Source organism: Mycobacterium sp. MYCO198283 (assembly GCF_021213805.1).
Classification (GTDB): domain Bacteria; phylum Actinomycetota; class Actinomycetes; order Mycobacteriales; family Mycobacteriaceae; genus Mycobacterium.
The window spans coordinates 1-25495 of the sequence record NZ_JAJQJI010000015.1 but is presented as its reverse complement, the minus strand read 5'-3'; the positions used below and the strand labels follow the sequence as shown (position 1 = coordinate 25495).

Here is a 25495-nt window from a genome sequence, read left to right as displayed (position 1 = left end):
GGCCTGGTCGAGTGCGGTGGTCAGGTCGTCGTAGCTGCGGGGCTGGATCCGTTCGTCGTTGATGAAAAAGGTGGGAGTTCCCTGCACGCCGAGTGCGGTGCCGTCGGCGATGTCGAGTTGGATGCGTTCCAGGGTCGCGGGGTGGTTGTAGGTGGCGTCGAAGGCGGCCATGTCCAGGCCCAGCTGTTGGGCGAAGCCGCGGAACACGTCATCGGCGGGGATCTGCTTTTCGCCCCACTGGGCTTGTGTCTCATACATTTTGCGGTACATGGCTTCGAGTTGGCCTTGCTGGGCGGCGGCTTCCACCGCGCGTGCGGCGCGTTCGGCGTTGAAGTGGGATCGCAGCGGAAAATAGCGCAGCACGAAGTTCACCCGGTCGCCGTACTCGGCGCGCAGCTGCTCGACCGCGGGATAGAGCGCCCGGCAGCCTTCGCACTCGAAGTCGAGGAACTCGACGAAATAGACCTCGCTGTCGGGTACTGAGTTGAGCCGGTGACTGTTCTCCCTGACCGTCTGCCCGGCTGGTGACCCGTCAAGTGCGATGTCGGGAGCTGAGTCCGTGTCGCGAACGGAGAGAAACACCACGGTCCCCACCATTGCGACCGCGATGACGAAGAGCGTGAGGAGCACGCGCCAGGGGAAGTTGGTCATGTATCGGCTGACCGAGCGCGGGCGACAGTTGACGGCAGCGGTGCTGACCGGTGTGGCCGCGGTTGCTGGAGAAAGCCCGAATCGTGGCTGATGCTTGCTGTAGCCCGCAGTCCGCGGCCGACTTCCGGGCGGACGTGAAAAGCGTTGACAAGTAACAGTTTTGCAGCTGGTCTCGGTAGCAGTCTTGCTGCGATGCCCGAGCTGCCGACCGCAGGATAGGAGCGTGAGTGTGATGCCGAGGATCAGTGCGCAGGCCCGCCTTGTGTATCGAGGCGAGATGGACGCGGCAGGGAAAGCCGACGATTCGCTGGTGCGGTGGCGACATTTGGAGCGGGCTCACATCGTGTCGCAGCCAGATCCGTGGCTGCACACCGGCAACCACGCCGCCATGCTGGTGTTGGCCGTGCGCCAGCGCGACCGCCGCGAAGCACTCGGGCAGGTGCTGCGCCTCATTGTCGCCGCCCCCGGGTCGATCACCGGTCGGTATCCCGTCGGCAACACCGGCCGCGTCACGGCAGGGCTGATGACACCGATGTCCATCCCCGACGACCTCGCCGCAGCCTTGACCAGCAGGTAAACGGGGCGACCGGGCACTGCCAGCTGCTGTCTGTGAGGTGTCAGGGCTCGGTGGTCAGCCGGTCCAGCAGCGGCCGTAGGTCTTCGGCCAGTAGTGCCATGAGGTAGACCGCGGCGACCCTGTGCTGGCGGTCCAGGACCATCGTCGTGGGTACCACGCTGGTGGGATAGGTGCGTCCCAGCGTGATGAGGCTGCGCATTGCTGGGTCGAAGATGGAGGGATATTGCACGTTGCGGTCGGTGACGAAATCGCGTGCGGTGTTGCGGTTGTCGCGGACGTCGATACCGAGGAACTGCACGCCGCGGTCGCGATATTCGCCGTACACCGTTTCGAGTTCCGGAGTTTCGGTGCGGCACGGCGCACACCAGGAGCCCCACACGTTGATGAGGACCACCTTCCCGGTGAAGTCCGACAGCCGGATCGGTTCGTCGGTGAATAGATCTGGTCCGGTGAGATCGCCGATGGTGCCCCGTGTCGAGGGTGGGTCGTAGAAGATCGCGGTCTGACCGCCCGGGGAGACGAAGTCGAACGTCCCGCCTTGCGCCACAGCGCCGTCGCCGGTGCTGCAGCCGGTGACCGAGGTTGTCGCGACGACAAGGGCTGCCACGACGGCGACAGATCGCCTGAGGCTATGCATGAAGGACTCCTCTCGACGACCACGTTGACGGTCTCGACGAGCACGTTGACTGTGCAGTGCCGGTGATTCGTGACTGCCTAGTTCTCAAGGGCGAGGCCGCTGACCAGGATGAAGATGCCCAGGGCGATCAGGACGATCGGGAACAGGACGTGTTCCCAGCGTTCGAGGACTTCGGCGATCGGCCGGCGGGTGGCGACGAATCGGGCGGCGATGACCAGGACTGCGACGAGCACGAGGAAGACGACGCAGTAGGCCACCACGGCCGCCGGTCCCACGCTCAAGAAGACCGGAACGTAAACGCCGATGTTGTCCCCGCCGTTGGCGAAGGTGACTGCTGCGACGGTCCAGACACCGACGTTCTTGCCGGCAACCTTGCCGTCATCGTCATCGTCGTCGTCATCGTTGCCGCGCCAGGCTTGCCAGGCCGCCCACAGTCCCAGGGCCAGGGGTATGAGCCCGAAGTACGGGATGACTTCTGGGGGAAGGAACGCCCCGGCACCCAGCGTCACCAGCACCGCCGCCCCGAGGATCCCCGCAAATCCCAGGTATTGCCCTGCGGTGATCCGGGCCGTTGTTCCGCGTTGTCCCGCGCCGCGGGCGAAGAACAACGAGAGCACGATGATGTCGTCGATGTTGGTGACGATGAACAGGCCAATTGCGGGCAGAACAGACGACAGGATCATGCGCCTGCCCCCGTGTCTGCGGTGTCGCTGACCCGCCACCTAGCCACCACCACGCCGGTGTGGCCGGCGGTCACGACGGCGCGCCCACTGGCGCCGCGCGGGTATGGCTGATTGCCGGGTCGATCGGCGCGGCGGCCAGCGGTGTGGTGCGTCCGGCTCGCACGCCGTTGGCGATGACCACGATCTCGGCGAGTTCGTGGACCAGTACCACCGCGGCCAGCCCGAGCACCCCGAACAGTGCCAACGGCACCAACGCGATGATCAGGACCAGGGACAGGCCGACGTTTTGCACCATGATCCGCCGCGCCCGGCGCGCATGGCTGAACGCTTGGGGCAGGTGGCGCAGGTCTTCGCCCATCAACGCCACGTCGGCGGTTTCGATCGCCACGTCGGTGCCCATCGCACCCATCGCGATACCGATGTCTGCGGTGGCCAGCGCAGGAGCGTCGTTGACGCCATCGCCGACCATCGCCGTGGGCCGTTGGGCGCGGAGCTGTTCGATCAACCGCGCCTTGTCTTCGGGCCGCAGCTCGGCGTGCACGGCCTCGATCCCGACGTCGCGGGCCAACGCAGCGGCGGTGGCGTGGTTGTCGCCGGTGAGCATCGTCACGTGATAGCCGTCGCGGCGCAACCGGGCGACCACCTCGGCGGCCTCGGGGCGCAACTCGTCACGCACGGCGATGGCACCGATCACCTGACCGTTGTCTTCGACGAGGACCGCGGTGGCCCCTGCCTGCTGCATCCGGGTGACATCACCGGCGAGTGGGCCGGGGTCTAGCCAGCCGGGCCGGCCCAGGCGAAGCGTGTGCCCGTCGCGGTGGCCGGTGAGTCCGGCGCCGGTGACGGCCTCGACGTCGGTGGCAGGGATGACGTCATCGGCTGCGGCGAGGATCGCCGCGGCCAGCGGGTGCTCGCTGCGCGCTTCCAGGGCCGCCGCCACATCGAGCACCTGCTCGCGGGTCGCACCGTTGGTGGTGGCCACGTCGATGACGGCGGGCCGGTTCGCGGTCAGCGTGCCGGTCTTGTCCAGTGCGACGCCGCGGATCTTGCCCAGCCCTTCCAGTGCGGCGCCGCCCTTGACCAGCGCGCCGAGCTTGCTGGCGGCGCCGATGGCAGCCACCACGGTGACCGGCACCGAGATCGCCAGGGCGCACGGTGAGGCGGCGACCAGCACCACCAGAGCACGTTCGATCCAGGTGGCCGAGTCCCCGAGCAGGCTGCCAATCACCGCGATCAGCCCGGCGACGATCATGATCCCGGGCACCAGGGGTTTGGCGATCCGGTCGGCCAAACGTTGCGAGGCGCCTTTGCGGGACTGCTCGGCCTCCACGATGCGTACGATGCGGGCCAGCGAGTTGTCCTCAGCGGTGGTGCTGACCTCCACCTCCAGTGCCCCGGTGCCATTGATCGACCCGGCGAACACCTCATCACCAGGCCCGGCCTCCACGGGAACCGACTCGCCGGTGATGGCCGAGACATCGAGTGCGGTGCGGCCGTGGCGGACGATGCCGTCGGTCGCGACACGCTCACCAGGCTTGACCAGCATCCGGTCGCCGATCCGCAAATCCGCAGGCGCCACGGTCTTCTCGGCGCCGTCACGCAGCACCGTCGCCTCGTCGGGGACCAGCGACAACAACGCGCGCAGACCGCGGCGAGTGCGGGCCAGCGAGTACTCCTCCAGTCCCTCGCTGATGGAAAACAGGAAGGCCAGCATCGCGGCCTCACCCACCTCGCCGAGGATCACCGCGCCCACCGCGGCGATGGTCATCAGCGTGCCGACCCCGATCTTGCCCTTCACCAGCCGCTTCAGGGTGGACGGCACGAAGGTGTAGGCGCCGGCCAACAGCGCCACCGCTTCCAGCGCCACGACGACCGGCTCGGTCACGTCAAGGAACCCAGCGATCACCGCTGCCAGCAGGAACACCCCCGAGATGGCGGCGAACTGCAGTTCCTTGATCTGCCAGAGCCGCTCGGGCTCACGCTCCTGCTCCTCGGCGCCGCGGGGCTCGTCGTTGCCGCAGCCGCATGCATCACTCATCGCCGAGCCTCCTGCGTACGGGTCGTCGCGTCGATGCCAGAGTCGGTGCCGTAGTTGGGGCACAGTGCGACGGCGTTGCCGCCGGCCGCCAACAGCGTCTCGGCCGAGGCCAGCAGGTCGAGCAGCTCGGGACGGGTCAGCGAGTAGAACACCTGCCGGCCTTCGGGGCGGCCGGTGACCAGACCGCAGTCCCGCAGGCACGCCACATGGGCCGACACCGTGGACTGCGCCAGGCCCAGCTCCCCGATCAGGTCGACCACACGGGCCTCCCCATCAGCCAGGCGGCGCACGATCGCCAACCGCGCCGAATCGGACAGACTGTGAAACAACGCCACCGCGGCATCCAAATTCGAACTCCCCGAGGTGGTTCCAGTGAGGCAGCCATCCGCCCTATTCATCGCCATATGACGATGATAGCCGGTCAGCAGCGATACTTCGAGGCGGGGTGGGGTGCCAATCCCGGCGCGTCGCCGGGTGTGGCCGTGGACTTGAGGGTGCAGCCGCCGCCAGCGGTGAACGGATAGACCATCTGGCGCAGGTAGCTGCTGGGGTAGTCGGGTTTGGCAGCCATGCCGAGCTGGGTGGAGTCGAAGCGGCGTGCGGGGTCATAGGAATAGGTGCGCATGAGGTGGTCCCACACCAGAGTGAACAGCCCGAAGTTGACGTCGCCGATGCCGGCCCATTTGAGGTGGTGGAAGCGGTGGCCCTCGTTGAGGGCCAGGACGTACTTGGCGGGGCCGATGCGGTAGTCGGCGTTGGAGTGCTGCAGCAGCAGCTGGATCGCCACCGACAAGGCCAGCGCAGAGGCGACATCGACGGGCAGCCCGATCAGGATCAGGGGTGCCACCCCGGCGGCCATCTCCACGGTCTGGTGCAGGGGGTGTTTCATCAGGCCATTGAGGCCGTAGAAGCGGGTGATGCTGTGATGCACCGCGTGGAAGCGCCACAGCACGCCGATCTTGTGGCTGGCCAGATGCACCACGGTAATGCCGAAGTCCGCGACCAGGATCGCGGCGAGGACCTGAGCGACGAAGGGCCAGCTGTGCGGCCACAGCTGGGGCGCGGGGACGATCGCGGCCAGCAGCGGGATCGCGGCGACGCTGGCCAGGATGAGGGTTTCGTTGACCGCGACGTGGATGCGGTCGCGGGTGCCGTCGGCGCGGTCGTGGTTCCACTCGGGGTCATACGGGATGATCCGCTCCACCAAGAACGCCGTTGCGATCGCCACCGCCAAAACGACCAGCAGCCAATACTTCGGGGCGCCGGCGGCGGCGATGGCGATACCCGCGCCGTTGAGGCCGAGCAGCATGAACGGCACGTAGCCGTAGCGGGCCATCGCCTGAACCGCAGTGATCGCCGTCGATGTCGGAGAAGAAGTCGTACTCATGTCCTTGATCGTCGCGGCCGGCGCCGTGTCAGCGCTTGAACGATTCGGCTACCCGCTGTCGAGGTCCCAGGACACGTGCCGGCTGAGCACCGAGGGTGGTAGGCCGAACATCTCACGGGTAGTGCGGGTCAGGTGGGCGCTGTCGGCGAACCCCGCCCCATGCGCGGCGCCGGTCAGGTCATCACCGGCCTGCACGCGGGTGATCGCGATGCGTAAGCGCGTCCACAACACGTAACGCCGTAGCGGGATGCCGACCTGCTCGGTGAACAGATGGGTCAAGCGACTCGCCGAAAGACCAAGCTGGGCAGCTAGTTCCGTGCCGCTGACCGGGCCCGCCGCCACCAGGTCGGGCAGCAGCCGCAACGCGTCCTCGATGGCGGGATGCCGCGCCGCGGTGCCGTAGTCGGCAGTGGTGGGCGCCAGGTGCGCGATCAGCTCGTTGACCACCGTCGCCAGCGCTCGTCGACGGGAAGAACTCAGCACTGGGGTGACAGTCCAGCCGGAGCGGACGGCGCGGGAGTGTGCGGCCCGGCCGGGCGCGGATTCCGGCTCCAGGAACACCACGGTGCCCTCCTGGGCGCCGACCTCGATCCGGTGTAGCGCGTCGGCGGGCACGACCACCTTCGTGCCTCGGTGACGCGCGCCGTGCCCGTCGAGGACCGTCAACGCCGTTGTGGCGGTGATGATCTGAACGGCATGGTGGGCATGGGCGTCGGTGGGGCCGATTGAGCCGGTGAAGGCCAGCACCCCCGGCCGCAGCAGCGCCGCGCCGCTCCAGCGCGGTCCGGCAGCTGCATCACCGCCAGACCTATTCATCGCCACTAGACGATGATAGCGTCTAGTACAGATCGTTAAACGGCGATGCCACCCAAGAAAGCCGATCATTCGGACGCTGTGGCAACCGCTACTGAGTGGAAGGAGTCTGCGGTGTTGATGAACCGGGCAGAAACAGCTCTGATCAACTCGGCTCCTCGGCGCTGGCTGCAGCGCCTCTATGAAGTGCCGACGCTGCTGCGCTTCGGGGGTCGGCTCCTCCCGGGTAGTCGAGCTGTCGAGATTGGCTGTGGGTCGGGCTACGGCTCGCAGCTGGTGCTGCAGCGGTTCGGCGCCGCGCAGGTCGACGCGATCGATCTGGACCCGGCAATGATCGAGCGGGCACGAGTCCGCCTCGCCCCCTACGGCGACCGGGTACATCTGGCTACCGGCAGCGCCACCGATCTGCGTGAGGTGCTCAACGCCAATGACGGCAGCTACGACGCGGTGTTCGACTTCGGGATCATTCATCACATCCCCGACTGGCGCGCCGCGGTCGCCGAAGCCGCCAGAGTGCTCACCCCCGGCGGGCGGTTCTACTTCGAAGAAGTCACCGCCCACGCCCTCCACCGCCCCACCTACCGGCGGTTGTTCGACCACCCCGCCGATGACCGGTTCGCCGCCGAGGACTTCCTCGACGAGTTGGGCCAGCAGGGTCTGATCATCATCGGATCGGTGACCCGCATCCAGGGCGATTACTTGCTCGGCGTCGCCGCCAAGCCACTCGCTGCGGGCGGTGGGCGATGATGGCCGCCGCCGCGCTGGCCCTGTTCGTGGTCATGATGCTGCTCGCGGGGGCGCTGCGCACCCTCATCCAGCGGCACCGCACCGGTGGCAGTGGCCACCGGCGCACGCTGTCACCGCGCGGCTCGCTGGGCTGGTCGGCGCTCACCGCTACTGACATCGGCTACCTCACCGTCGGTGTCGGCGGCCCACTGGCGCACTGGCTGGGGCTACCGCCGGTGAGCGTGCTCCAGCACCCTCCCATTCACGTGCTCGGCGTGGTCCTGGCGGTCCTGGGCATCCTGGGCGCCTTCGGTGCGCAGATGGCGTTGGGCGCGTCCTGGCGGATCGGGGTCGACCAAAGTGAACGCACCGCATTGGTCACCAGCGGCCCGTTCGCGTGGGTGCGCAACCCCATCTTCACCGCGGTGCTAGTCACGTTCCTCGGCCTGGCGCTCATGGTCCCCAACCTCGTCGCACTCATCGGCTGGGCACTCACCCTCACCGGCATCCAGACGCAAGTACGGCTGATCGAAGAGCCCCACCTACACCGACTCCACGGCGAACCCTACGACCGCTACACCGCCACAGTTGGTCGTTTCCTGCCCGGGCTGGGGCGCCTCCGCCCCAACCGTCACGCCCGCCACATTTAAAGCGTGGGGAGCGTGAGGGGCGGCTGACGGTGGCCGTCCGGGCGCGCAGGCGCATCCTTGGCCTCAAGGCCAGGGAGCCGCAGGTAACACTGTTCAAAACAAAGAGCCCGGGTCGGTCGCAAGGACCGAATACCGGGCTCTTCCTGGCTTTAACCGGGTACGCGCTACACGTCACACCGGCCTGTATGCACTTAATCCTACGCGGACCATCCCCGAAGCATCGGCGCCGAGGGCGCCCCACTGTCATCCGCGTAATAGTGGATGACAGTGTTACGATGATCGTCATACGCTCCATACATCAACCCGAAGGGAGGCGGCATGGCCGTCTTGAATATCCGAGTAGACGACCAGGTCCGCGATCAGCTCAAGGACATGGCTGACGAAGAGGGGATCACCGTCAGTGAGTACGTCCGCAACCTGGTCATGGCGGCAATCGTCCCCGGGTACGAGCCAGAAGAAGACGAAGACCAAGGCGACCTACCGGCACCGACGACCATGCGCATCGCCGACCGACAGGTGCTCTCGCTACTCCACCGGATCCTCGCGCACGTGGTGCCCGAAGACGACAGCGAGATCGACCCGCGTTCCCAACTGAAGAGCGCCCAGGTCATTGAGTCGGGCTTCACCACGGAGTATTGGCGGGAGGTCGCCGGCTTCCGCACCGAGCTGTCCAAGCGAGACTGCGAGCGCGTACTGGACATCCTCGACATGTTCCGCATGATCACGTTCAGCATCAAGGAGCTGGAAAAAGAGGGGACTCCCGTCAGCGAGGAGCTGAGTCACGAGCTGGAGTTCGAGGGCTTCGACGGCAACCACCGGCTTGAAAGCCGCATGGCCAGCTACGTCGAGTTCCTGATGGGCGACGGCAAGTGGCCCGAACTACGGCCGCAACTCGACCGCAACGATGGCGGAAATTCGCACTCCCCGGTGCTAGACGAGTACACGCGGATGCTCGCCGAGCACCGCCGCATCAAGGCAAACCGTGACCGCGGGTACCACCGAAAGGCCTACCTGCTGTCCCTGGAAGAGCTGGAGCAGATCGCCGCGGCTCGGGTCCACCCGTCACGCCGCGGCTAGCTCGGGGGCCGTCCCCCGGCCGCGCAGAAGTCGGCCTAACGACCTATTGAGCGACAGGGCGAACACGGGATCTGTGACCTGGACAAAACCGTCAGTCGCGTGTCCCAGAATCATGTCCCAGACCGTGAGGAACGGGGACACCCTTAAAGACACAAGAAGGCTCCCGCCCTGGGCCGCAAGCGGCCCGGTTGGGTCTGAAATCCCGTACCACTCACCCAGCCCGAGAGGACCTGCCGGTGACACTGCTCGGATACGCCCGCGTCTCCACGCTGCACCAGTCCCCCGCCATGCAGACAAAGGCACTGACGGAGGCTGGAGCTGAGAGGATCTGGACAGACCGCATGTCCGGTGCTCGCGACGACCGCCCCGAGCTGGCCGCCCTGCTCGACTACGCCCGCCGCGGTGACGTCCTCATGGTGTGGCGGCTCGACCGGCTCGGCCGCTCGCTCCCCCACCTGCTCACCATCGCCGACGACCTCCAGGACCGCGGTATCGAACTGCGCTCCCTCACCGAAGCCATCGACACCACCACCCCCGGCGGGCGGCTCATCTTCCACGTCTTCGGCGCTGTCGCCGAATTCGAGCGAGCCATCGCCGCCGAACGCACCGCCGCCGGCCGCCACCCAGGCCGCCCAGGCCTCATGGCTGGCACCATCGCCGCCGCCCAAGCCCTCGACCAGGCCGGCACCCCCCGCGCCCAAATCGCCCGCACCCTCGGCATATCCCGCTCCAGCGTCTACCGCTCCCTGGACGCGGCTACAGCCGATGCCACGCCGTCCGACCATCGCGAACTCACACCCCGGCTGAACATCTCGATTCCCGAAGCGTTCGACGCTCCACTGCCCGAGGCGGAACTGGCCGAGTGGGAGAAAAAGGATCTCTGACGGCGTTAAGCCGACTCCTCGATCGCGCCGCGGATGTCGCTCAGGTCGTAGGAAATGCTGTGCAAGACGTGCAACTGAGCCTGCGCCTGCAGAGCCCGCACCTTCGCCCAACGGGCGGCACCGTCTTCGGGATCAGTCTGATATTCCAGCGCTACTTCGAGCGCCTCTTCGGCGACCTTGAGCCTTCTAACGGCCTCGTCGTACTGCCTCTGTGTTGCATCTGTCATGGTCAGCCACGGTACGAGAAATAGCTGACACGATGGTCAATGCCTGTTCTCGCTGACCCTAGAAAGAACGCGAGCCACAGGCCTCGTCGTCCGGCGAGTAATCCTGTGGCTCACTTCCAAACCCACCTCGATGGGCTGGCTACGCGGCCAGTCTACGGCCAGGACCGAGTGTTCCGCAACGAACCGATCTATCCAAGACCAACCCGCACCCGTCAGATCGTGTGGAGTTCGACGGCACTCCCGAGCATGTCGAGATAGGTCTGGTTACCGATTCGGGCCTGGACCACGGCCCCGCACACGATGTCCGCGGCCCACAGCGCCGGCTCGTGACGGCCTATCGAGTGCTCAATCCGTACCGTCGATTCGACAACTTTGCGCGAGCGCAGTTTCTGCAGCATGTCGAGGTCGCTGGCGTCGAGCTGGCCGCGAGATTCGAAGGTGATCGTCGAGCACGGCATCAACGCCAAGTGCGGCAGAAGGAACTCCATGCACTTTCGCCGATGTCGGCGGTCATCAGCGTCTTTGTCGACGTGAACCACGACGAATCCGGTGACTGGAAGGCCGGCCACCGCCGCGACCAGCTCGACACGGCGCTCAGCGCTGCTGCCATGCCAATGCAACTTCGCCTCACCGATCCGCAGGGCGTCGAGCGTCTTGCGCATCTCCGCAACATCGTTGTCATCGCACAACGTCGCAGCCAGCAGGTACGCACCAGGATCGAGGTCTGGACGCGACCCGGATTCATCAGCCCAGGCGGTCAGCATGCGCAACCCTTCGTCACAGTCCCGAACGGGACGATTGCGTACATCCGGATCAAATCCTTTCCTGCGGGGTCTCGGCACCCGTCATTAATTCTTGTTTGGGTGCACGCAGGTCTACAGGGAAGGGGTGCACGCGCCCTCCTGGACGGCGCGAGCGCGGTCATTGGCGAACTGAGCAACGGAGCTTTGGGGTTGCGCAGCGCCTACCGCGTTGCCGCTCGCTGACGTTTTAACGGTGTAGTGCTAAAACATTAAAACGCTGTAGCACTTAAGCGTTAAAGAGTTACAGCGCTATAATTGAAAGTGTGACGACCAACATTGCTGTCTGCCACTCCCGCAAGGGTGGCGTGGGCAAATCCTTCCTCGCATACGAGCTTGCCTATCTGCTGGGCGCCGTCCTCGTCGACCTCGAGCACGACGGCGGGGGAGTAACCGCCAAGTGGGGGTATCGGCCCCAGGACCATCCACGTGCCCGTCTTCTGGAAGCCCTGCACCCAGGCGCTCCCGCGCCCCGGCCCATGCGCGGGTTCAAAAAGCCCACCCTTGTCCCCGGTCATCCCGACCTCTACGACCATCAACCCGACGCCAACACCATGGCCGAAGCCCTCACCAAATGGGGCGAAGAATGGGGCACCGACTGGATCGTCGTCGACACCCACCCCGGCGCCAGCCCGGCAGCTCACGGTGCGATGTCAGTCGCCAACATCGTGCTGGCCCCGACAGCGCTGCGCACGGCCGAACTCGACGCGACTGAGGAACTGGTCAATGAGATCGCCGACTACCCGTTGGTGCTGGTTCCCAACTTCGTGCCCACCACGCCGCCGGCCCCCGAGATCGAGCGGCTACGCCGGATCATCGCCGGAACACCGGTACAGGTCGCACCGCCAATACCCACAGCGCTGCACGTCGGTACTCGAAAGAAGCGTATGGCCATCACTGCCGAGACCCCGCCGGCCAAGTCGCTTCAGAAGGTGGCGGACGCGCTCGGCAACCTCAGCGACTTCGTTAAGGGGTACGTCAATGCCTGACGGACTGGACTCGCTAGCCGCTATGCGGACCACCAAGACCGCCACGTCGCGCCGCACCCTGCCGCCACCGCGCCACCAGCCCCGCAGCACCCCCGTGCAGATGCCCGAACCTGTCGCGCCGCCACCGGCTACCCCGCCCGTTGAGCAGCCGCCACCACCGCCGCCGCAAGCGGCCGTGCCGCCCGCTGGCACCGACCTCACCAAAGCGTCGATCTACCTCGACGAGCCCACCGACGCCTACCTCGAAACCGTGCGGGCCGCGGCCCGCACGGCCAAACCTCGCGTCGACGCCACCCGCAGCGCCGTCGTGCGCCTGGCCCTCAACCGGCTCGCCGAACAGTTCACCCCGGCCGAAGTCGTCGCCGAATTACAGCGCAGCGCCGCCGCCCACAGCGGCCCCGGCCGAAAACGCGCCTAATGACAACAACGCTTAAGCGTTATAGCGCTATAACGCTTAAGCGTTTCAACGACGCATCGCACCTATGTCTTCCTCGGCCTCGATTGTGGCGAAACGGTGGGTGGTGGCCGTCAAGGCCGTACCGCCGCTGCGCGGTCGACCACGGTCGAGCCTTGACAGCCACCACCCACCGCGCAAACGGGGCCATTACGAGGAAGCGGCGAAAAAACTGATCGCTTGAGATGGGGAGTAAAGCTGCTATTCGGACTGCGGAATGCCGGCCCGGTCCAAGAACTCGTTAAGCGCCGCATCCACAATGTCGGTGACCGCGTACCCGCGGTCCTTCATCACCTCAATGCGCTGCTGCGTACCTGGCCGCACATAGGTGTTCAACGGCACCTTTTGCTGCCGCTTGCGTAGCGGCAGCGCGCTGCTGACTTCGGCCGCGGCCGCGCCGCCGTCGATAGCGTCCCCAGTCGAATCAGACATGCACGCAATTCTACATGCATGCCAAAACGCCTGCTGCACGCACGTTGCTTGCATGTATGCACGCACGCTCTTACAGTGGTGGCATGGAAACGCTACGAATGGTTCAAGACGACGTGAGTGCGGTCCGGGAATTCACGTCCCAGGTCCGCGCGCTGTGTGCACAGCTGATGGCCAATCCGTTCAACACGCCCGCCGCAGAGGAGCTTCTGGACCTGCTCCTGGAGGATGCGCCGGCCACCGATCTCGCCCTTGAGCGGGTTCTGCAGGCGGTGATCGATGGGCCCGCGTCGAACAGCGCCCCACTCTTGGACATGCTGGTCGGACGGTGCAGCTATGCCGCTCCGAACCCGCTCGTCGTCGGTACGGCGGCCTAAAGTGGCCCACGTGAACGCGCCCGCGACGCCGCCGAAGCCAGGCTCTCCTGAGCACTGGCAAGCATGGCTGCAGCGATACGGCGGTGACTACACCACCGACGCCGAGCGCCGCGCCGCCTACGAAGACTTCAAAACGAACCTGGACACCATGCAGGCCGTCTTTTCCCAGTCCGAGGACATGCACACTGCCGGCTACCTCGAAGCCCACGAGCGGGTGGCCAGCGGAGACGCAGACGATCCCGCCGACGCCGAGACGTGGGTTCCGGCCAACCTCAACGGCTACGCGCGCGCGGACTGGCTCGAAGGCTTCCGCTCGCACTTCGAGCCATAGGCCCGTCCTGAGACCGGCTGAATGCGCCGCTTTCCAACCCGCACCGCGCGGCCTCGCCGCGTCCACGCCTGCATGTCCGAGGCCATGCCGCCACCGGCCGATCCGGCAGTTCACCGCGCGGTCCAAACGGTCTACACCACCGACCTCGGGCTACCCGAGGAATGGACCGACGCCCAACGAGCGGACTTCATCGACGCCGAGGTCGACAAGATCACCTGGATGGCCCGCGCCGACGCCGCGACCTTGGGGGAGCGCAGCATTCACGACTGGACACGCCGCCACGGCGGCCAACTCCCGAACCTGTCGACGCAAACCGCGTTGCGGGCTCAGGCCCGCGCCCAGGCGGTGCGCCAGGTCCTCAGCACCGAGCTGTACGAACTCATCGAAGCCGACGACGACTGGTGAACGCGCAACGCTCTCAGGCCAGTTCGGGACGTTTGGCGTGTCGGTACCAGGTACGGCACCTTCTCTGCACCAAGATCGTCGGCATGGCCCAACCGCACAAAGGTCAGCGCGAGCAGATCAAAGTTCGTGCTGCCGCACCCGTGTATGCCCGCCTGCGTGAAATGGCCGCGGAACGCGGCACCAGCGTCAGCCAACTTTCGGCCGACCTCCTTGCCATTGCGGTTGGCCATCCTGAGGCCGTCCGTGAACTCGACAAGGAGGTCCTGCCACTGGCGATGTGACGACACGCGCCAGGGCCTCGAAAACTTTGCTTGGACCGGCAGAGGGCTTGGCAGATGTGACATCTGAATAGCTGGTGTGTGGAAACCCACTGACATGACGAAGGCCTCGCCGTAGCGAGGCCCTTGTCGAGGTTTTGAACCGAGTTGGCGCTCGGTTCGGGGTCCGCACCCGATTCCCCGAAGGGACTGTCTTGGCTGACAGCTCTCACGGTAGCGCACGCCTGCTCGACGTACTAGATACGCCGCGCAACTCGTGCACCAATCGTGACCTCATCAGCGCCCGATCACGTCGGGCAAGTACGTGGCCGACACCGCTCGGCTCATCTGTAGCTCCTGCTGCTCCCAGCCCGCATGTCGTGCGCGCACTGGCGAACGAACGACGCCGCGAATGGGTGCAGCGCGCCGGGGCCTGCGCCCCACGCGCACCAATGTGGACCAGCCGCGCTGGCTGGCTCGACGGTCTGCGCCAGTGGGCGCACTCACCGGCACTGGGCCAGCTGTGCGCCGAGGAACGCGTGTCGATCACCTCGGCCACGCTGTTGTCGATCGCCACGGTGATGGCCGAGCACGCCGATCACGCCACCGGCCGCCACGTCGCCGCCACACGCGCGACAATCGCCGACAAGGTGGGTTGCGACGTGCGCACCGTGACCACCGCCTGGCGGGTCCTACGGGTGTCCAAATGGGCCGTGGAGGCGCAGCGTGGCCACGGCTCGACAAACACCCCCAGCATCGGCCGCAGACCCTCGGTGTACCACCTGGTGCCGCGCCGCGAAGTCCGTCCCGTGACGCGTCCAGTTGTGCACGATTTCCACCTACCGCCGTCAGGCGGTGTTGGTCTTTCTTCTCCCGTAGGGAGTTACTCACCAAGCGAGCGCGCAAGCGCGCCCGCCAACCGAATCTGCGACAACACTCGACAAGCACGGCCATGGCGACGCACCACCGCACGGCCGCTGGCCGTCCAGCGGCTTGCCGCTGGACTCGTCGCGATCACGTACGGCCTGGACCGCGCCCACATCGGCGCCATCTGCGATGCGCTCACCGCCGCCGGCATCGACCCCGACGTGTGGTCAGCCCGCGCGGTCAACGACAAGCTCAACGCCGACATGCGCGCCCGAGGGCTGACCTGGCCCGACCACATCGCCAATCCTGGCGCGTTCCTGCACAGCCGGTTACGTCGGCTGTCCTGGTCACCCCCCGAGGCCCCGACAAAGGACGGCGGCTCCGCCGCCGTCAGCATCGACCAGACGCCGCGACCGGTGGTGCTCACCGAGGCGTCGCGTGCTCGGATCGCTGCGGCCCGAGAAGAGATCCGCCGCGTGCTCACCGACAGCGCACAACGCACCCGCAGTGGGCACACCAACCGCACGCCCAACGCACGATCAGCGACACCGCGACGGCATGCCGTTGGAGGCGCGGCACGGCGGCGCGACGAGTGCACCGCTGGCCGCCTGGTCTACGACGCGCCTAGTGGTCGCGAAACGGCGCGCTGACGTTTCGGGCGAGACGCCAAATTCAGCGTCTCCAACCACCCATCTTCGTCGTTCCCTGCTCACCTTTTCCGCACTGCCTCAGCTTCCTTTACGTGCGCTCTCCCTCTTCCACCTTCACCCACTCGACCCATTCGCACCGCCACTCTTCACTCCAGCCAGCGCGCACCCCACTTTAAAGACATGGCACATTTGCACAAAGTGTGCGAGGCTCGTCGGTAGCGCGCCGGGGGCGCGCTACCGCGAAAGCGGCGGTGGTCCAGAGGGCGGGAGGGTTTCGGCGCGGTGCTGACAATCTCCAAGCTCGGCCAGTGGTCGGTGTCGTACTACGTCGACACCGCGCGCTCGGCGGCCGCGGCCGCGCTGGAATCCCGTTCTTCGGGTGGCGGTTTGGGCGAGTACTACAGCGAGGCAGAGACGCGGTTGCCGGTGTGGCTTTCCGCCGGCCGCGACGTGTCGACTGCGATGCAATTGACGGGCGTTGGCGGCAACGGTGAGAGCGCCAATTTGGATGCGGTGACGCGCTGGCTCAATGACGGCGAATCGCCGTGCGGGGCGACCGGGCGGGCGTTCGGAAAACGTGCCTCTGTGCACGGCTATGACTTGACGTTTTGTGCACCAAAGAGCGTGTCGCTGATGCGTGCTCTCGGTGACGATGTGACAGCCAAAGCCGTCGCGGACGCGCACGCCGTGGCCATCGCCGAAGCGATGGAGTATTTGGCCGAGCATGGGGGTTACACGCGGGTCCATAACCCACGCACCGGAGAGAAAGATCTGGTGCGGTTGCCGGGGATCGTGGCGGCCAATTTTCAGCACGAAACCTCCCGCGCCGGGGATCCACATCTGCACACTCACGTACTGGTTTCCAACCGGCAAGCCCGCGCCGACGGGACGTTGGTATCGCTGGATGGAACGAGCCTTTACCACGAAGCACGGGCGGCGGGAATCATCTATCAAGCCACCTTGCGCCGGGAGCTGACGCGCATGCTCAGCATTGAGTGGGGCGAGGTTGATCCACGCACCGGGATGGCCGAAATCGCGGGGGCACATCGCGGTGATTTGCGGTCGTGGTCGCAGCGTGCGACGCAGCTGCGGGAGTGGGCCGCCGGGCATCTGCGCCTCGACGGCGATGAGCTTTCCGCAGGGCAGTTGGCGACCGCGCAGAAGGCCACCCGGCCGCGGAAACCCGAAGGTGTCGCATGGGCGGCGCTGCGTGTCGCATGGGCCGCTGACGACCGCACGTTCGGCGTCAATCCGAAAGCCCAACTGGCCGCGCGGGAGGCCCGCCAGCAAGCCGGTGTGGACTACGCGGAGGCCGTGCGTCGCGCGGTGGCGCACGGTCTCAAACAGGCCGCGTTCACCCGCGCCGATCTGGTCGAGGCGATCGGCGCTCGCCTGCCGGTCGACGACGCCGATGGGCCGTCCCCGAGGGAGGTCATCGAGCGCCTGGCCGATGATGTCGCACTGCGCATCGGAAACGAGCGGGCCGCCCATCAACGCGAAGGGTCGATCCGCTACACCGCAGCCGATTTGGTCGCTGAAGAACGCACCATCGTCGAGCTGATGGGCCGCCGCGACACCCGCGCCGCACTGTCCTCTGTCGACACCGCCGGACTGTCTCCGGATCAGGCCCGGGCCATCGCCACCATCGCCACCTCAGAGCGGCTCGTGCAGCCTCTCAGCGCGCCCGCAGGGGCCGGAAAAACCCACTCGCTGCGGGCGCTGCGGCGCTCGGCGAATGCCGCCGGGAAACGCGTTCTGGTGGTCGCTCCGACCGGGCGTGCAGTCGACGTGGCGGTGCGTGAACAGGCCGGGGATCGTGGTGCCACTCTTGATGCGTTGTTGGGTCAGCTCGAGCGCGGTACCGAGGTCCTCGACAGTGACACTTTGGTCATCGTCGATGAGGCTGGCATGGTCGGCACCCAACACCTGCGCACGTTGCTGGACGCGGCCACCGCCGCCGGGACGAAAGTGGTGCCGGTCGGTGACGAGCACCAGCTCGCGCCGGTCGCTCAACGTGGCGGCACCTTCGCTCAACTGGTCACCGATCTGCCCTGGGCGCAACGACTGTCCGAGGTGTGGCGGATGCACGACCACGACGAGCGGGACGCCTCGCTGGCCGTGCGTGAGGGGGGTTCGTCCGCGCTGCGTCGCGCCGTGGGTTGGTATCGCCGCCAGGACCGCCTCCACACCGGGGACGCAGTCACCATGGCCGATGACGCGCGGGCTGCGTGGCAGGCCGACGTCGCGGCCGGCCGGGACGCACTGCTCATTGCCGATCGGTGGGAGATGGCCGATGCGATCAACATTCGGATTCACTCCGAGCGGATCGACGAGGATGCACCGACTGTGCGCGCGGCTCGCGGGCACCGCCTCGCGGCCGGTGACGTGGTGATCACCCGGCAAAACACCATCGACATTCCCACCCGCACCGACCGTGGCGCCGATGCGGACCCAATCCGCAACGGCCAACGGTGGGAGGTCCTCGCCGTCGACACCGACGAGGGGCGGATCGCGGCGCGACGCCTCGACGACGGCGCAATCGCCGCGCTGTCGGGGGACTACCTACGCCAGCAGGTCCACCTGGGCTATGCGGTCACCGTGCACGCCGCCCAGGGCGTCACCGCCGACACCTGCCACACGCTGCTCTCCGCAGACAGCGCCACCCGCGCCATCGCCTACGTCGGCCTGACCCGCGGCCGGCACACCAACACCGTCCACCTGTACGACGCCCGCGCCGGGGAAGGCGACCACGAACACGCCGAGACCATCCCCGGTCAGCACACCGCGCGTCGGGGCACCCCCGGCGAGGCTGCTGCCGCGCTACGCCGGGTCCTGGGCCGCAACGACCACGCCGCCACCATCGCCGCCGCCGCTCGCGAGGCCGACGAAGACCAGCTCCCCCAGCCGGTCGCCGAACTACGCCGCTATCACCGCACTGTCACCAATCGGCTGCGCCGCGAACACCGCATCGAACGCCACACCGCACAGGAGCGCAGCATGCACGCTCGCATGCATGCATCTGATCGCGCGCTCGTCGAGGTCCTGGGCGCGGCCACCCGCCACGCCAACCCGCTCCCCCTCCAGCTGCCCACCGATGCGCCGCCGGTCGCGCTCACCGCGCCCTACGTGGTGGCCACCATGTCGTCCGAGCACTACACCCCCGAGCTCGCCGAAGCGATCAACACCGCGGCCGCCGCCGCCGGCCGAAACCTGGCCCGTATCAGCGCCACACCTCAGCCCGGTCGAGTCAGCCTCGCCCAGCTCGCCAAAGGCCTGCACGACCACCCAGCACCCGCGGGAGCCATCGTCCTCGTCGAGGACGCCGCCACAGCCAACCCTGCACATCTCGCGGCCGTGGCCACCGCCCTGGTCCCCGCCCACGGCCGGCTCCTGCTCATCGACAGCGGCGAGCCCGGGAACGCCCGACGACTCCTCGACGGACTCGCCCTGCCGTGGGATGAAAGACCATCCCCTGCAACGGATATCAACGATCCGGTGTTGGCGGCTGACGCCGAGCGTCACCGTGTCGTGGCCGCCCGCAGCTGGCGGATCCGCACCAATCCCCCCACACGCGATCGAAGCCGAGGCCGGGACCGCGGACACGGCCTCGACATCGACTAACGCGGGTCAGGTGCTTACTGGTTGGCGATAGCGTTCGGTTGCCACTTATCTTGTCTGGCACGACATTTCGACACAGCCGCAGGGAAATTTACTTCGAGTCTGCTGAGCGCCGATTCGCAATGGGAGTCGTCGAACCCTGCGCGGGTCAGATCTTGCATGCAGGAGATGAGAACGTCGGACATACCAGGGCCGGCCAGTGCCGCGAACATGCCGCCGTAGGTCGCCGCCACCGCAGCTGCGTAGGCGTCCCGCACGGTGTTGAACGCCTCGTCGAGGAGTTCTTGCACCGCATCGGCGTACCAGCTCAGCTCGACGGTCGACGTCTGCACCGAGGCCAAGAATTTTCGCGCGTATCCGATTGACTCACGCCAAAGAGCTTGATGAGTAACCCGATAACGGCTGTGCGGCTCCAACCCCACAACGAAGTCGACGCCATCGAAATACGTCACCGGGGAGCCCAGCGCCCGCGCATCAGATCCCACCGCCGCCGCCGCGGGGACGTGCATCTCAGCATCGGGGCGCGGAGCCATCGAGGTCACCAACGCAGCCATCGCCGTTGCCAGCCGAACGTGCAGTCCTTCCAGGACGACGGCATGCGACACCAACGGGTAGTCGAAATCGACATCGTGTCCGCTGTCATCCGGGATGGGAGTGCAAAACGCTCGGGCCCACTGAGCTGCCCGAGCAACGAAGACCGCCAGATCGGCATGACGCGTGCCAAGCTCCACGCCTTGATATTCCGCGTCGATCAGAAAGTCATCATCGGTCGTCATCGTTCGCCCAAGTCTTCCTCGACACTGGTCAGCTCTTTGACGATGACGTCGCGAAGATGGACGTCGCCGGCGGCGGCCGCGGCGTAGCACATATCGGGGAGCGGCAGTGGGCGTGTGGCCCACCCGCCGATCAGTTCAGCGGTACGGGCCACCAGCCAGTGCGCCCGATACCGCGCCAACTCCTCAACGGTGTCGCTCGGGTCAGACTGGCCCACGAAGCCGGGTCGGAAGATCGAGGTAACGGTGTTGAAGTCTTTGGCCGCGGCGTCGTACTCAGCCCACTGCTGAGGGCTGGGATCAAGGTCCCCGCCGCGAGTCAGCCAGATCGCGCGCACCGCATTCGGAATGCCCCCCTCGACGGCCTGGGCCTGAGTGGTGGCCGAGTTGACCAACGACGCGCTGACCCGCGAAACGATCCTGTCTTGGAGCATCGGGTCGGTATCCATGACCCGCAGCAGCCGCGGATACACCTCCGGCCACAGCGCCGCCAGACGGTGTACGTGCATCCCGTCCAAGACCGGTGCGGGGGCCTGGACGCCAGGTTGCAGTAGCGGGTTGGTCTGACGTGTGCAGGACGGTGGATGCTCGACCCCGGCGTCGCGCAGCGCACTCACTCCGACCGTGGTCGCTGCGGCGACCAGACGCCAGCCCAGCTCGTCGCGCAGCTGCGCGTACTCGACGAGGACCCGTGATGGATCAGACCAGCCAAACCAGAGCTGCCGAAAATGGTCATCCACCAACGGATCTGTGGCCAGCACACGAACAGATCGAGGAACGAACACCCCCGCGGGGATGTAGCTCGCACCGTCATTGGAGGTGATGACAGTTTCCGTGCCGCTCGGCGAGCGGAAGATCCCCACCGCCCACTCGATCGGATAGTTGACCGCCTGAGCCGCGTGCTGCAGCTTCCAGGCCAGCTCCTTGGCCGCCGCGGCGTCGGCCGACTCGCGCCGCTCACGAGCCGCCGCCGTCTGCCCCGCGGCCACCACACTCGCTGGAATCAACGTCGCGCCCGCACCCGCACCAGATGGCGGCGGCGAAGCCGATGGAGCGCTGGCAGCGCTGACCGTTCCGGCCGGCATCGTCGCGGGGGGCGGAACAGCCCCCGCTGGCGGCCCCATCGAGCCCGGGGGAAGCATCATCGGCGCACCCCCGCCGGTACCCATTCCAGCTCCGGTAGGAGTCGCGGCAGGGGCGGCAGGGCCGACCATGCCCGACTGCGCCGAGGCCGGCGACACCCCACCGCCAGGAGCCGCCGAAACCGGCGCAGGCCCGCCCGCCGACAAGGCCGGTGACGGACTCGCCGGAGCGGGCGGCGGTGCAGACGGCACCCCGCCGCCCATGCCCGCCGTAGTCGCCATTCCCTGGTTGAACGCAGATGACAAAGGCGATCCGGCTCCAGTGCCAGCGCCCGGTACCCCACCCGCGCTCGGCAATCCGCTTCCGGCACCGGGCATTTGGCCCAGACCGCTACCCAGCGGATTAGACCCCATACCCGGCGCGCCGCCACTTCCCAGGCCGCCGGGCATCTTCGGTACACCACCGGAGCCCATCCCGCCGCCGCCCATACCGCCCATCGACGGCATACCGCCACCGCCGAGCGCTGAGGCCGCTGGCGAAGAAGTCACCCCAGGCGTCGGCTGCGTCACCGGTCCGGTCGCGGCCTTGATCGCCTCGTCGCCGCCTGCGGCCGTTTTGATGCCGGGACTAACTCCAGGCTGCGTGGTTGACGTACCTGCCGGATCTGTCGGCGCGTCGGCCACAGCCTCGGGTGCGTCGGCCCCGGCTTCACGCTTTTCGGTGTAGCGGTAGGGGTTTTCATCCTGTTCGATTCCCGGCGACGTGTGGTCGACGGGCTGGACTGGTGGAGCGGTAGGAGCATCGCCCCACTTCGTCAAAAGATCGAGTGCCCTTGTGTTTTCGGTGCTCGCCTTGAAAGCGGTGTGGGAGGCCATTGCGGCGGTTACTCCCGCCTCGGTCTGGTACCGGGCTATGCCGTGGTACTGAGTCACCAGCGCTTCGGCTTCGCCTGGGAGTTTCGCGCTCGCGATCTTGGCGTCTGCCTCGCGGACGAGCTGCTCTTGACCGGCGCGTGTATCGCGCAGCACCGTGGCGATATCGGCGCACTTGTTGGCGCACTTGTCGTGCCACTCAGCGATCGTCTTGGCTTCCTCGGCCAGTACCGCGCCCGCCCGGTGCGCCTCGTCGAAACCCTGCGAATCCGCGGCATCGCGAAACTCCGCGTTGTCCGTCACGATTTTCTGGTGGATCCCATCCCACGACGTCGCACCGGCCCGGTAGGTCTGCTCCTGGGCGTCCCAATGAGCAGCGTCCGGAGGCTCCATATCCGGCGTAACGATCAGCCGCCCATACGATCCCGCAGACCCTCCGACAGCAGGCATCAGCGCAACCCGCACTCGAACGTGATGACATCGATCAATTCGTTACCGCGTTTTAGTTCACGAGCGGCCTCGTCCCAGTGCCGCATGTTTAGCGCGTGCAACATGTCGATGTTGGCCGCCATCCAGCCGTGCAGCGGTATTGCTGTCGAAGCTGGTGTGGCGTCAGACATTTGCGTGCGCAGGTACGAGACCGCGGCCATGCCGGTACGTTTCTCCGTGGCCAATGCGGCGCGGCTCTCCGGGCTTGTCCAGCTCTGCTCTATCGCCTCGGCGCTAGCTCTACTCGCCCGCGCCGTCGACCGTGCCGCCCGATCCCACGCCGAGCAGGCCGCCGCCTTAGCGGCCTGGGTGTCGCTGCTGCTGTACGTGGGTGGCGGCGAGGGAACCACGTTCACCGTGTGCTGGCTCGGTTCGATCGGATGGGCCAAGGCCAGGCCGCTGGTCACTACGGCACCGACTGCGACCACGAACGCCGCCGTGGCGGCGGTGATGCCGGTGCGGTGACGCCGCCGGTACCTCATGGTCATGTCACGACGGTATCGCGGGTGAGTGACACCGGGCCACTGCCGCGGGCACATTCGGAAGGGCGACTTTCCGCAGGTCTGTTGCCTATAGATAACACCTGGCAAGTCAGTGCAGGTGGCGGTGGGTGTGTCTAAATGACGGTTTTAGACGCACCCGCGCGGCACCTCAGTCGCCGTCGAGTTTGTCCAACAGCGCTCCCGCAACCAGTGCAGTTGCGCGAGCGACGAGGCGGGCTTCCGCAGGGGTCAACGCGGTGGTCTTGCGTGGTTGTCCGGGTCGTCCGTGGCCAGTGCCGGCGTCGTTTCGGAGTCGATTGACTGCTGTGGACAGAAGGAACAGGCATTGATGCACCGCGCGGTGCGGGTCCTGATCGAAGTCTGAGAGCGTAACGGTCGGAATAGCCAAGTCGACCGCATCGAACGCGGCTGCCAATGTCATGGGGAAGTTCTGCGACACCGAGTAGTCGCCCCGGAGTTCGGTCAGGATGTGCCGGGCGGTGGCTTCGTCGAGTTCTTTCCCAGTGCCAACTTGAAGTGGGGCATCGCCGGGGTTGTGGTTGATTCTGTTGACGTAACTGCGCAGTTCGGCAGTGAGTTCGGTGCCGCTGAGGTTATCGATAACGGTCTGTCGTACCGACCCGTCCGGGTCGAGCGTGAACCCGAGCGGAGCGAAGGCCTGGGCGAGCTGGGTCACTCTTCCGCTGCCGGCATAACTCTCGCTGTTGGGGTTAAAGCCCCCGTGAGCACGACAAAGCGCCACAAGTTCTCGGGCTAGCGGTAATCCCGCGGTCATGGTGTGTGCTGCCGGTGAGGCGAAGACATGTCGGATTCGCTTCATCTTGCCCAGGTGAGTCCCGTTCTGTGTTCGTCCTTCGGGCGCCGGGTCGAGATGACTGAGGCCGTGGCGGGTGAACGCGGCGCGGAGCTGATTATGTGAAGGGCTGCCTGCGACATCGAAGAAGGGGCCAAGGGCCGCGCCCAGCTCTGTCAGATTCATGGTTGCGTCGACTCCAGTGCGGGGTTGTCTGCGGGCCCGGAGAGGTACCGGTATGCCGTTGCTCGGCTGATGCCGAATGCTTTGGCGAGTTCATGGACGGGCTCTCCGGTTGCGGCGAGACGGCGGAGCTGTTGCTGTCGCTCGAAGGTGAGTTTGGCGGGCTTAGTGGCTGGCAAGCGGCGCTCTCGCCTGGAGTCCCGAGAAGCGGCACGGCGCTCACGGCCGAGTTCGAGTTCAAGCTCGGCCAGGGTGGCCATGATGGCGGCGACGGCCCGGCCTGTTGGTGTGCCGGTATCTATGCCTTCACGTAAGGAACGCAACAGGATTCGGCGCTCACCAAGCTCGGCGATGGTGCGGGTTACTTCAGCGACGGAGCGCCCGAGCCGATCGATGGCGGTGACAACCACGGTGTCGCCCTCGCGGGCGTAGTGCAGCAGGGCTGCAAGGCCCGGCCGGTCCGTGCCCACCCCACCCGAGAGTTTGTCAGTGAATATGTGGCTGGTTTCGACGCGCTCGGCGGCGAGCGCGGCCAGCTGTGCATCGAGGTCCTGGCCAGCGGTACTCACGCGGGCGTACCCGAGAATCGTTGTCACACCAGCTACCGTCTCATTGCCTTCCGACATCGAGGATCTGAGACACGCGGTGTGAGACAGGAAATGAGACAGCGCGACCTGGGGCTATGCAAGCGTCACATCGGACGCGCGGGGCCGTCTCGTTTCTCTAGAAACGAGATTCAGGGTGGGGTGCGGAGATGTCCCTGATTGGGGGTGATCCCTTAGCGATGACGTCCATAATTGGCACATGAGAGTGGAGATTCTCTATTTCGACGGATGCCCGAACTGGCAGGAAGCCGGTGCGCGTGTGGACGCGGCAGCAGCAGGACTGGTTGACGTCGAGATCACCTATCGGCGAGTCACTACGGACAAAGAGGCGGCGACCTTGCCGTTCGCGGGCTCTCCAACCATCCTCCTCGATGGCACAGACGCTTTTGACGATGTGCTGCCGGTGACCGAGTTGGCGTGCCGGCTGTACCAGACCGATGCGGGCCTGATGGGGTTGCCGACGGTCACACAGCTGACCGGGGCGTTGCGGCGCCGGGCTGCTGATCGACTCATTGACGGCTTGTGAAACCGGGGCTCTATATTCGCGCGTCCTGCTAGAAAACGAGACAGTGGCCCTATCCACGTTCCAAGGCCTGGTCGAGTGCGGTGGTCAGGTCGTCGTAGCTGCGGGGCTGGATCCGTTCGTCGTTGATGAAAAAGGTGGGAG

Annotated in this window: 28 protein-coding genes and 1 pseudogene; 14 read left to right on the top strand and 15 right to left on the bottom strand. The window is 66.5% G+C overall.

The window, feature by feature from the left end; genetic code table 11:
* A partial coding sequence (locus tag LV457_RS19895) for a thioredoxin domain-containing protein (protein ID WP_232173269.1) occupies positions 1-651 on the bottom strand: 651 nt, incomplete at its 3' end.
* A 232-nt stretch (positions 652-883) separates the two neighbouring features.
* Between LV457_RS19895 and LV457_RS19890 the strand changes: the two genes are divergently transcribed.
* Positions 884-1228, top strand: a complete 345-nt coding sequence (locus LV457_RS19890) for a DUF3703 domain-containing protein (protein ID WP_232173268.1) — start codon at positions 884-886, stop codon at positions 1226-1228.
* A gap of 40 nt (positions 1229-1268) precedes the next feature.
* On the opposite strand, the gene LV457_RS19885 is transcribed toward LV457_RS19890, so the two are convergent.
* The 6 genes from LV457_RS19885 to LV457_RS19860 all read right to left on the bottom strand — a co-directional run bounded on the left by LV457_RS19885 (position 1269) and on the right by LV457_RS19860 (position 6789).
* Positions 1269-1865, bottom strand: a complete 597-nt coding sequence (locus tag LV457_RS19885) for a TlpA disulfide reductase family protein (RefSeq protein ID WP_232173267.1) — start codon at positions 1863-1865, stop codon at positions 1269-1271.
* A gap of 77 nt (positions 1866-1942) precedes the next feature.
* Positions 1943-2548: a cadmium resistance transporter gene (locus LV457_RS19880; RefSeq protein WP_232173266.1), complete on the bottom strand. Its 606-nt coding sequence runs from the start codon at positions 2546-2548 to the stop codon at positions 1943-1945.
* Between the two features lie 70 nt (positions 2549-2618).
* Positions 2619-4586, bottom strand: coding sequence for a cation-translocating P-type ATPase (locus tag LV457_RS19875; protein WP_232173265.1), 1968 nt, complete (start codon positions 4584-4586; stop codon positions 2619-2621).
* The gene (locus tag LV457_RS19870) at positions 4583-4990 is read right to left on the bottom strand and encodes a helix-turn-helix transcriptional regulator (RefSeq protein ID WP_232173264.1); all 408 of its coding nucleotides are present in this window, start codon (positions 4988-4990) and stop codon (positions 4583-4585) included. The genes LV457_RS19875 and LV457_RS19870 overlap by 4 nt, the downstream gene beginning before the upstream one ends.
* Before the next feature lie 17 nt (positions 4991-5007).
* Positions 5008-5973 (bottom strand): sterol desaturase family protein, encoded by a 966-nt coding sequence (locus tag LV457_RS19865; RefSeq protein ID WP_232173263.1) that lies wholly within the window; start codon positions 5971-5973, stop codon positions 5008-5010.
* Positions 5974-6021: 48 nt separating this feature from the next.
* On the bottom strand, positions 6022-6789 hold the full coding sequence (locus tag LV457_RS19860; protein ID WP_232173271.1) for an AraC family transcriptional regulator: 768 nt from the start codon (positions 6787-6789) through the stop codon (positions 6022-6024).
* A gap of 117 nt (positions 6790-6906) precedes the next feature.
* Between LV457_RS19860 and LV457_RS19855 the strand changes: the two genes are divergently transcribed.
* The 4 genes and pseudogenes from LV457_RS19855 to LV457_RS19840 all read left to right on the top strand — a co-directional run.
* Positions 6907-7533 carry a trans-aconitate 2-methyltransferase gene (locus tag LV457_RS19855; RefSeq protein ID WP_232173270.1) on the top strand — a complete coding sequence of 209 codons (627 nt, stop codon included), beginning with the start codon at positions 6907-6909 and terminating at the stop codon, positions 7531-7533.
* Positions 7533-8162, top strand: coding sequence for an isoprenylcysteine carboxylmethyltransferase family protein (locus LV457_RS19850; protein ID WP_232173262.1), 630 nt, complete (start codon positions 7533-7535; stop codon positions 8160-8162). Before LV457_RS19855 ends, LV457_RS19850 begins: the two co-directional genes overlap by 1 nt.
* Positions 8163-8480: 318 nt before the next feature.
* A complete protein-coding gene (locus tag LV457_RS19845) occupies positions 8481-9239 on the top strand; it encodes a YfbU family protein (protein WP_232173261.1) in 759 nt (252 codons plus the stop codon).
* 236 nt (positions 9240-9475) lie between these two features.
* Positions 9476-10003, top strand: a pseudogene (locus LV457_RS19840) (recombinase family protein); the annotation flags it as partial.
* Between the two features lie 125 nt (positions 10004-10128).
* On the opposite strand, the gene LV457_RS19835 reads toward LV457_RS19840, so the two are convergent.
* Together LV457_RS19835 and LV457_RS19830 are read right to left on the bottom strand one after the other, a co-directional pair.
* Complete coding sequence (locus LV457_RS19835) at positions 10129-10350, bottom strand: hypothetical protein (RefSeq protein WP_232173260.1); 222 nt, start codon at positions 10348-10350, stop codon at positions 10129-10131.
* A gap of 212 nt (positions 10351-10562) precedes the next feature.
* On the bottom strand, positions 10563-11114 hold the full coding sequence (locus LV457_RS19830; protein WP_232173259.1) for a hypothetical protein: 552 nt from the start codon (positions 11112-11114) through the stop codon (positions 10563-10565).
* A 302-nt stretch (positions 11115-11416) separates the two neighbouring features.
* Here LV457_RS19830 and LV457_RS19825 point away from each other — a divergent pair, with 302 nt between their 5' ends.
* Positions 11417-12139: a ParA family protein gene (locus tag LV457_RS19825; protein ID WP_232173258.1), complete on the top strand. Its 723-nt coding sequence runs from the start codon at positions 11417-11419 to the stop codon at positions 12137-12139.
* Positions 12132-12557, top strand: coding sequence for a hypothetical protein (locus LV457_RS19820; RefSeq protein ID WP_232173257.1), 426 nt, complete (start codon positions 12132-12134; stop codon positions 12555-12557). Before LV457_RS19825 ends, LV457_RS19820 begins: the two co-directional genes overlap by 8 nt.
* Before the next feature lie 237 nt (positions 12558-12794).
* Here the strand turns inward: LV457_RS19820 and LV457_RS19815 are convergent, their stop codons facing one another.
* Positions 12795-13025: a hypothetical protein gene (locus LV457_RS19815; protein ID WP_232173256.1), complete on the bottom strand. Its 231-nt coding sequence runs from the start codon at positions 13023-13025 to the stop codon at positions 12795-12797.
* 83 nt (positions 13026-13108) lie between these two features.
* Here LV457_RS19815 and LV457_RS19810 point away from each other — a divergent pair, with 83 nt between their 5' ends.
* The 6 genes from LV457_RS19810 to mobF all read left to right on the top strand — a co-directional run bounded on the left by LV457_RS19810 (position 13109) and on the right by mobF (position 19530).
* The gene (locus LV457_RS19810; RefSeq protein WP_232173255.1) at positions 13109-13399 is read left to right on the top strand and encodes a hypothetical protein; all 291 of its coding nucleotides are present in this window, start codon (positions 13109-13111) and stop codon (positions 13397-13399) included.
* A gap of 10 nt (positions 13400-13409) precedes the next feature.
* Positions 13410-13730 (top strand): hypothetical protein, encoded by a 321-nt coding sequence (locus LV457_RS19805; RefSeq protein ID WP_232173254.1) that lies wholly within the window; start codon positions 13410-13412, stop codon positions 13728-13730.
* Positions 13731-13802: 72 nt separating this feature from the next.
* Positions 13803-14135 carry a hypothetical protein gene (locus LV457_RS19800; protein WP_232173253.1) on the top strand — a complete coding sequence of 111 codons (333 nt, stop codon included), beginning with the start codon at positions 13803-13805 and terminating at the stop codon, positions 14133-14135.
* An 83-nt stretch (positions 14136-14218) separates the two neighbouring features.
* Positions 14219-14416: a toxin-antitoxin system gene (locus LV457_RS19795; RefSeq protein WP_232173252.1), complete on the top strand. Its 198-nt coding sequence runs from the start codon at positions 14219-14221 to the stop codon at positions 14414-14416.
* Positions 14417-14772: 356 nt separating this feature from the next.
* Positions 14773-15909, top strand: coding sequence for a rep protein (locus LV457_RS19790; RefSeq protein ID WP_232173251.1), 1137 nt, complete (start codon positions 14773-14775; stop codon positions 15907-15909).
* A gap of 282 nt (positions 15910-16191) precedes the next feature.
* A complete protein-coding gene (gene mobF, locus LV457_RS19785; RefSeq protein WP_232173250.1) occupies positions 16192-19530 on the top strand; it encodes a MobF family relaxase in 3339 nt (1112 codons plus the stop codon).
* A gap of 14 nt (positions 19531-19544) precedes the next feature.
* On the opposite strand, the gene LV457_RS19780 is transcribed toward mobF, so the two are convergent.
* The 5 genes from LV457_RS19780 to LV457_RS19760 form a co-directional block, all read right to left on the bottom strand.
* A complete protein-coding gene (locus LV457_RS19780; RefSeq protein WP_232173249.1) occupies positions 19545-20303 on the bottom strand; it encodes a hypothetical protein in 759 nt (252 codons plus the stop codon).
* On the bottom strand, positions 20300-22705 hold the full coding sequence (locus LV457_RS19775; RefSeq protein ID WP_232173248.1) for a hypothetical protein: 2406 nt from the start codon (positions 22703-22705) through the stop codon (positions 20300-20302). The genes LV457_RS19780 and LV457_RS19775 overlap by 4 nt, the downstream gene beginning before the upstream one ends.
* Positions 22705-23232: a hypothetical protein gene (locus LV457_RS19770; protein WP_232173247.1), complete on the bottom strand. Its 528-nt coding sequence runs from the start codon at positions 23230-23232 to the stop codon at positions 22705-22707. The genes LV457_RS19775 and LV457_RS19770 overlap by 1 nt, the downstream gene beginning before the upstream one ends.
* Positions 23233-23395: 163 nt before the next feature.
* On the bottom strand, positions 23396-24226 hold the full coding sequence (locus LV457_RS19765; RefSeq protein WP_232173246.1) for an abortive infection family protein: 831 nt from the start codon (positions 24224-24226) through the stop codon (positions 23396-23398).
* Positions 24223-24819, bottom strand: a complete 597-nt coding sequence (locus LV457_RS19760; protein WP_232173245.1) for a recombinase family protein — start codon at positions 24817-24819, stop codon at positions 24223-24225. Before LV457_RS19760 ends, LV457_RS19765 begins: the two co-directional genes overlap by 4 nt.
* A gap of 208 nt (positions 24820-25027) precedes the next feature.
* Between LV457_RS19760 and LV457_RS19755 the strand changes: the two genes are divergently transcribed.
* Positions 25028-25354 (top strand): alkylmercury lyase, encoded by a 327-nt coding sequence (locus LV457_RS19755; RefSeq protein WP_232173244.1) that lies wholly within the window; start codon positions 25028-25030, stop codon positions 25352-25354.
* The last annotated feature ends 141 nt before the right edge of the window (positions 25355-25495 follow it).

Bases quoted from the DNA above. Each gene is read 5' to 3' on its own strand.
- LV457_RS19865 (WP_232173263.1), bottom strand. From the start codon at position 5,973: ATGAGTACGACTTCTTCTCCGACATCGACGGCGATCACTGCGGTTCAG.
- LV457_RS19885 (WP_232173267.1), bottom strand. From the start codon at position 1,865: ATGCATAGCCTCAGGCGATCTGTCGCCGTCGTGGCAGCCCTTGTCGTC.
- LV457_RS19890 (WP_232173268.1), top strand. From the start codon at position 884: ATGCCGAGGATCAGTGCGCAGGCCCGCCTTGTGTATCGAGGCGAGATG.
- LV457_RS19830 (WP_232173259.1), bottom strand. From the start codon at position 11,114: ATGCTGACCGCCTGGGCTGATGAATCCGGGTCGCGTCCAGACCTCGAT.
- LV457_RS19795 (WP_232173252.1), top strand. From the start codon at position 14,219: ATGGCCCAACCGCACAAAGGTCAGCGCGAGCAGATCAAAGTTCGTGCT.
- LV457_RS19870 (WP_232173264.1), bottom strand. From the start codon at position 4,990: ATGGCGATGAATAGGGCGGATGGCTGCCTCACTGGAACCACCTCGGGG.
- LV457_RS19850 (WP_232173262.1), top strand. From the start codon at position 7,533: ATGGCCGCCGCCGCGCTGGCCCTGTTCGTGGTCATGATGCTGCTCGCG.
- LV457_RS19770 (WP_232173247.1), bottom strand. From the start codon at position 23,232: ATGACCATGAGGTACCGGCGGCGTCACCGCACCGGCATCACCGCCGCC.
- LV457_RS19755 (WP_232173244.1), top strand. From the start codon at position 25,028: ATGAGAGTGGAGATTCTCTATTTCGACGGATGCCCGAACTGGCAGGAA.
- LV457_RS19860 (WP_232173271.1), bottom strand. From the start codon at position 6,789: ATGAATAGGTCTGGCGGTGATGCAGCTGCCGGACCGCGCTGGAGCGGC.
- LV457_RS19820 (WP_232173257.1), top strand. From the start codon at position 12,132: ATGCCTGACGGACTGGACTCGCTAGCCGCTATGCGGACCACCAAGACC.
- LV457_RS19845 (WP_232173261.1), top strand. From the start codon at position 8,481: ATGGCCGTCTTGAATATCCGAGTAGACGACCAGGTCCGCGATCAGCTC.
- LV457_RS19855 (WP_232173270.1), top strand. From the start codon at position 6,907: ATGAACCGGGCAGAAACAGCTCTGATCAACTCGGCTCCTCGGCGCTGG.
- LV457_RS19800 (WP_232173253.1), top strand. From the start codon at position 13,803: ATGTCCGAGGCCATGCCGCCACCGGCCGATCCGGCAGTTCACCGCGCG.
- LV457_RS19775 (WP_232173248.1), bottom strand. From the start codon at position 22,705: ATGCCTGCTGTCGGAGGGTCTGCGGGATCGTATGGGCGGCTGATCGTT.
- LV457_RS19810 (WP_232173255.1), top strand. From the start codon at position 13,109: ATGGAAACGCTACGAATGGTTCAAGACGACGTGAGTGCGGTCCGGGAA.
- LV457_RS19815 (WP_232173256.1), bottom strand. From the start codon at position 13,025: ATGTCTGATTCGACTGGGGACGCTATCGACGGCGGCGCGGCCGCGGCC.
- LV457_RS19880 (WP_232173266.1), bottom strand. From the start codon at position 2,548: ATGATCCTGTCGTCTGTTCTGCCCGCAATTGGCCTGTTCATCGTCACC.
- LV457_RS19780 (WP_232173249.1), bottom strand. From the start codon at position 20,303: ATGACGACCGATGATGACTTTCTGATCGACGCGGAATATCAAGGCGTG.
- LV457_RS19765 (WP_232173246.1), bottom strand. From the start codon at position 24,226: ATGAATCTGACAGAGCTGGGCGCGGCCCTTGGCCCCTTCTTCGATGTC.
- LV457_RS19835 (WP_232173260.1), bottom strand. From the start codon at position 10,350: ATGACAGATGCAACACAGAGGCAGTACGACGAGGCCGTTAGAAGGCTC.
- LV457_RS19875 (WP_232173265.1), bottom strand. From the start codon at position 4,586: ATGAGTGATGCATGCGGCTGCGGCAACGACGAGCCCCGCGGCGCCGAG.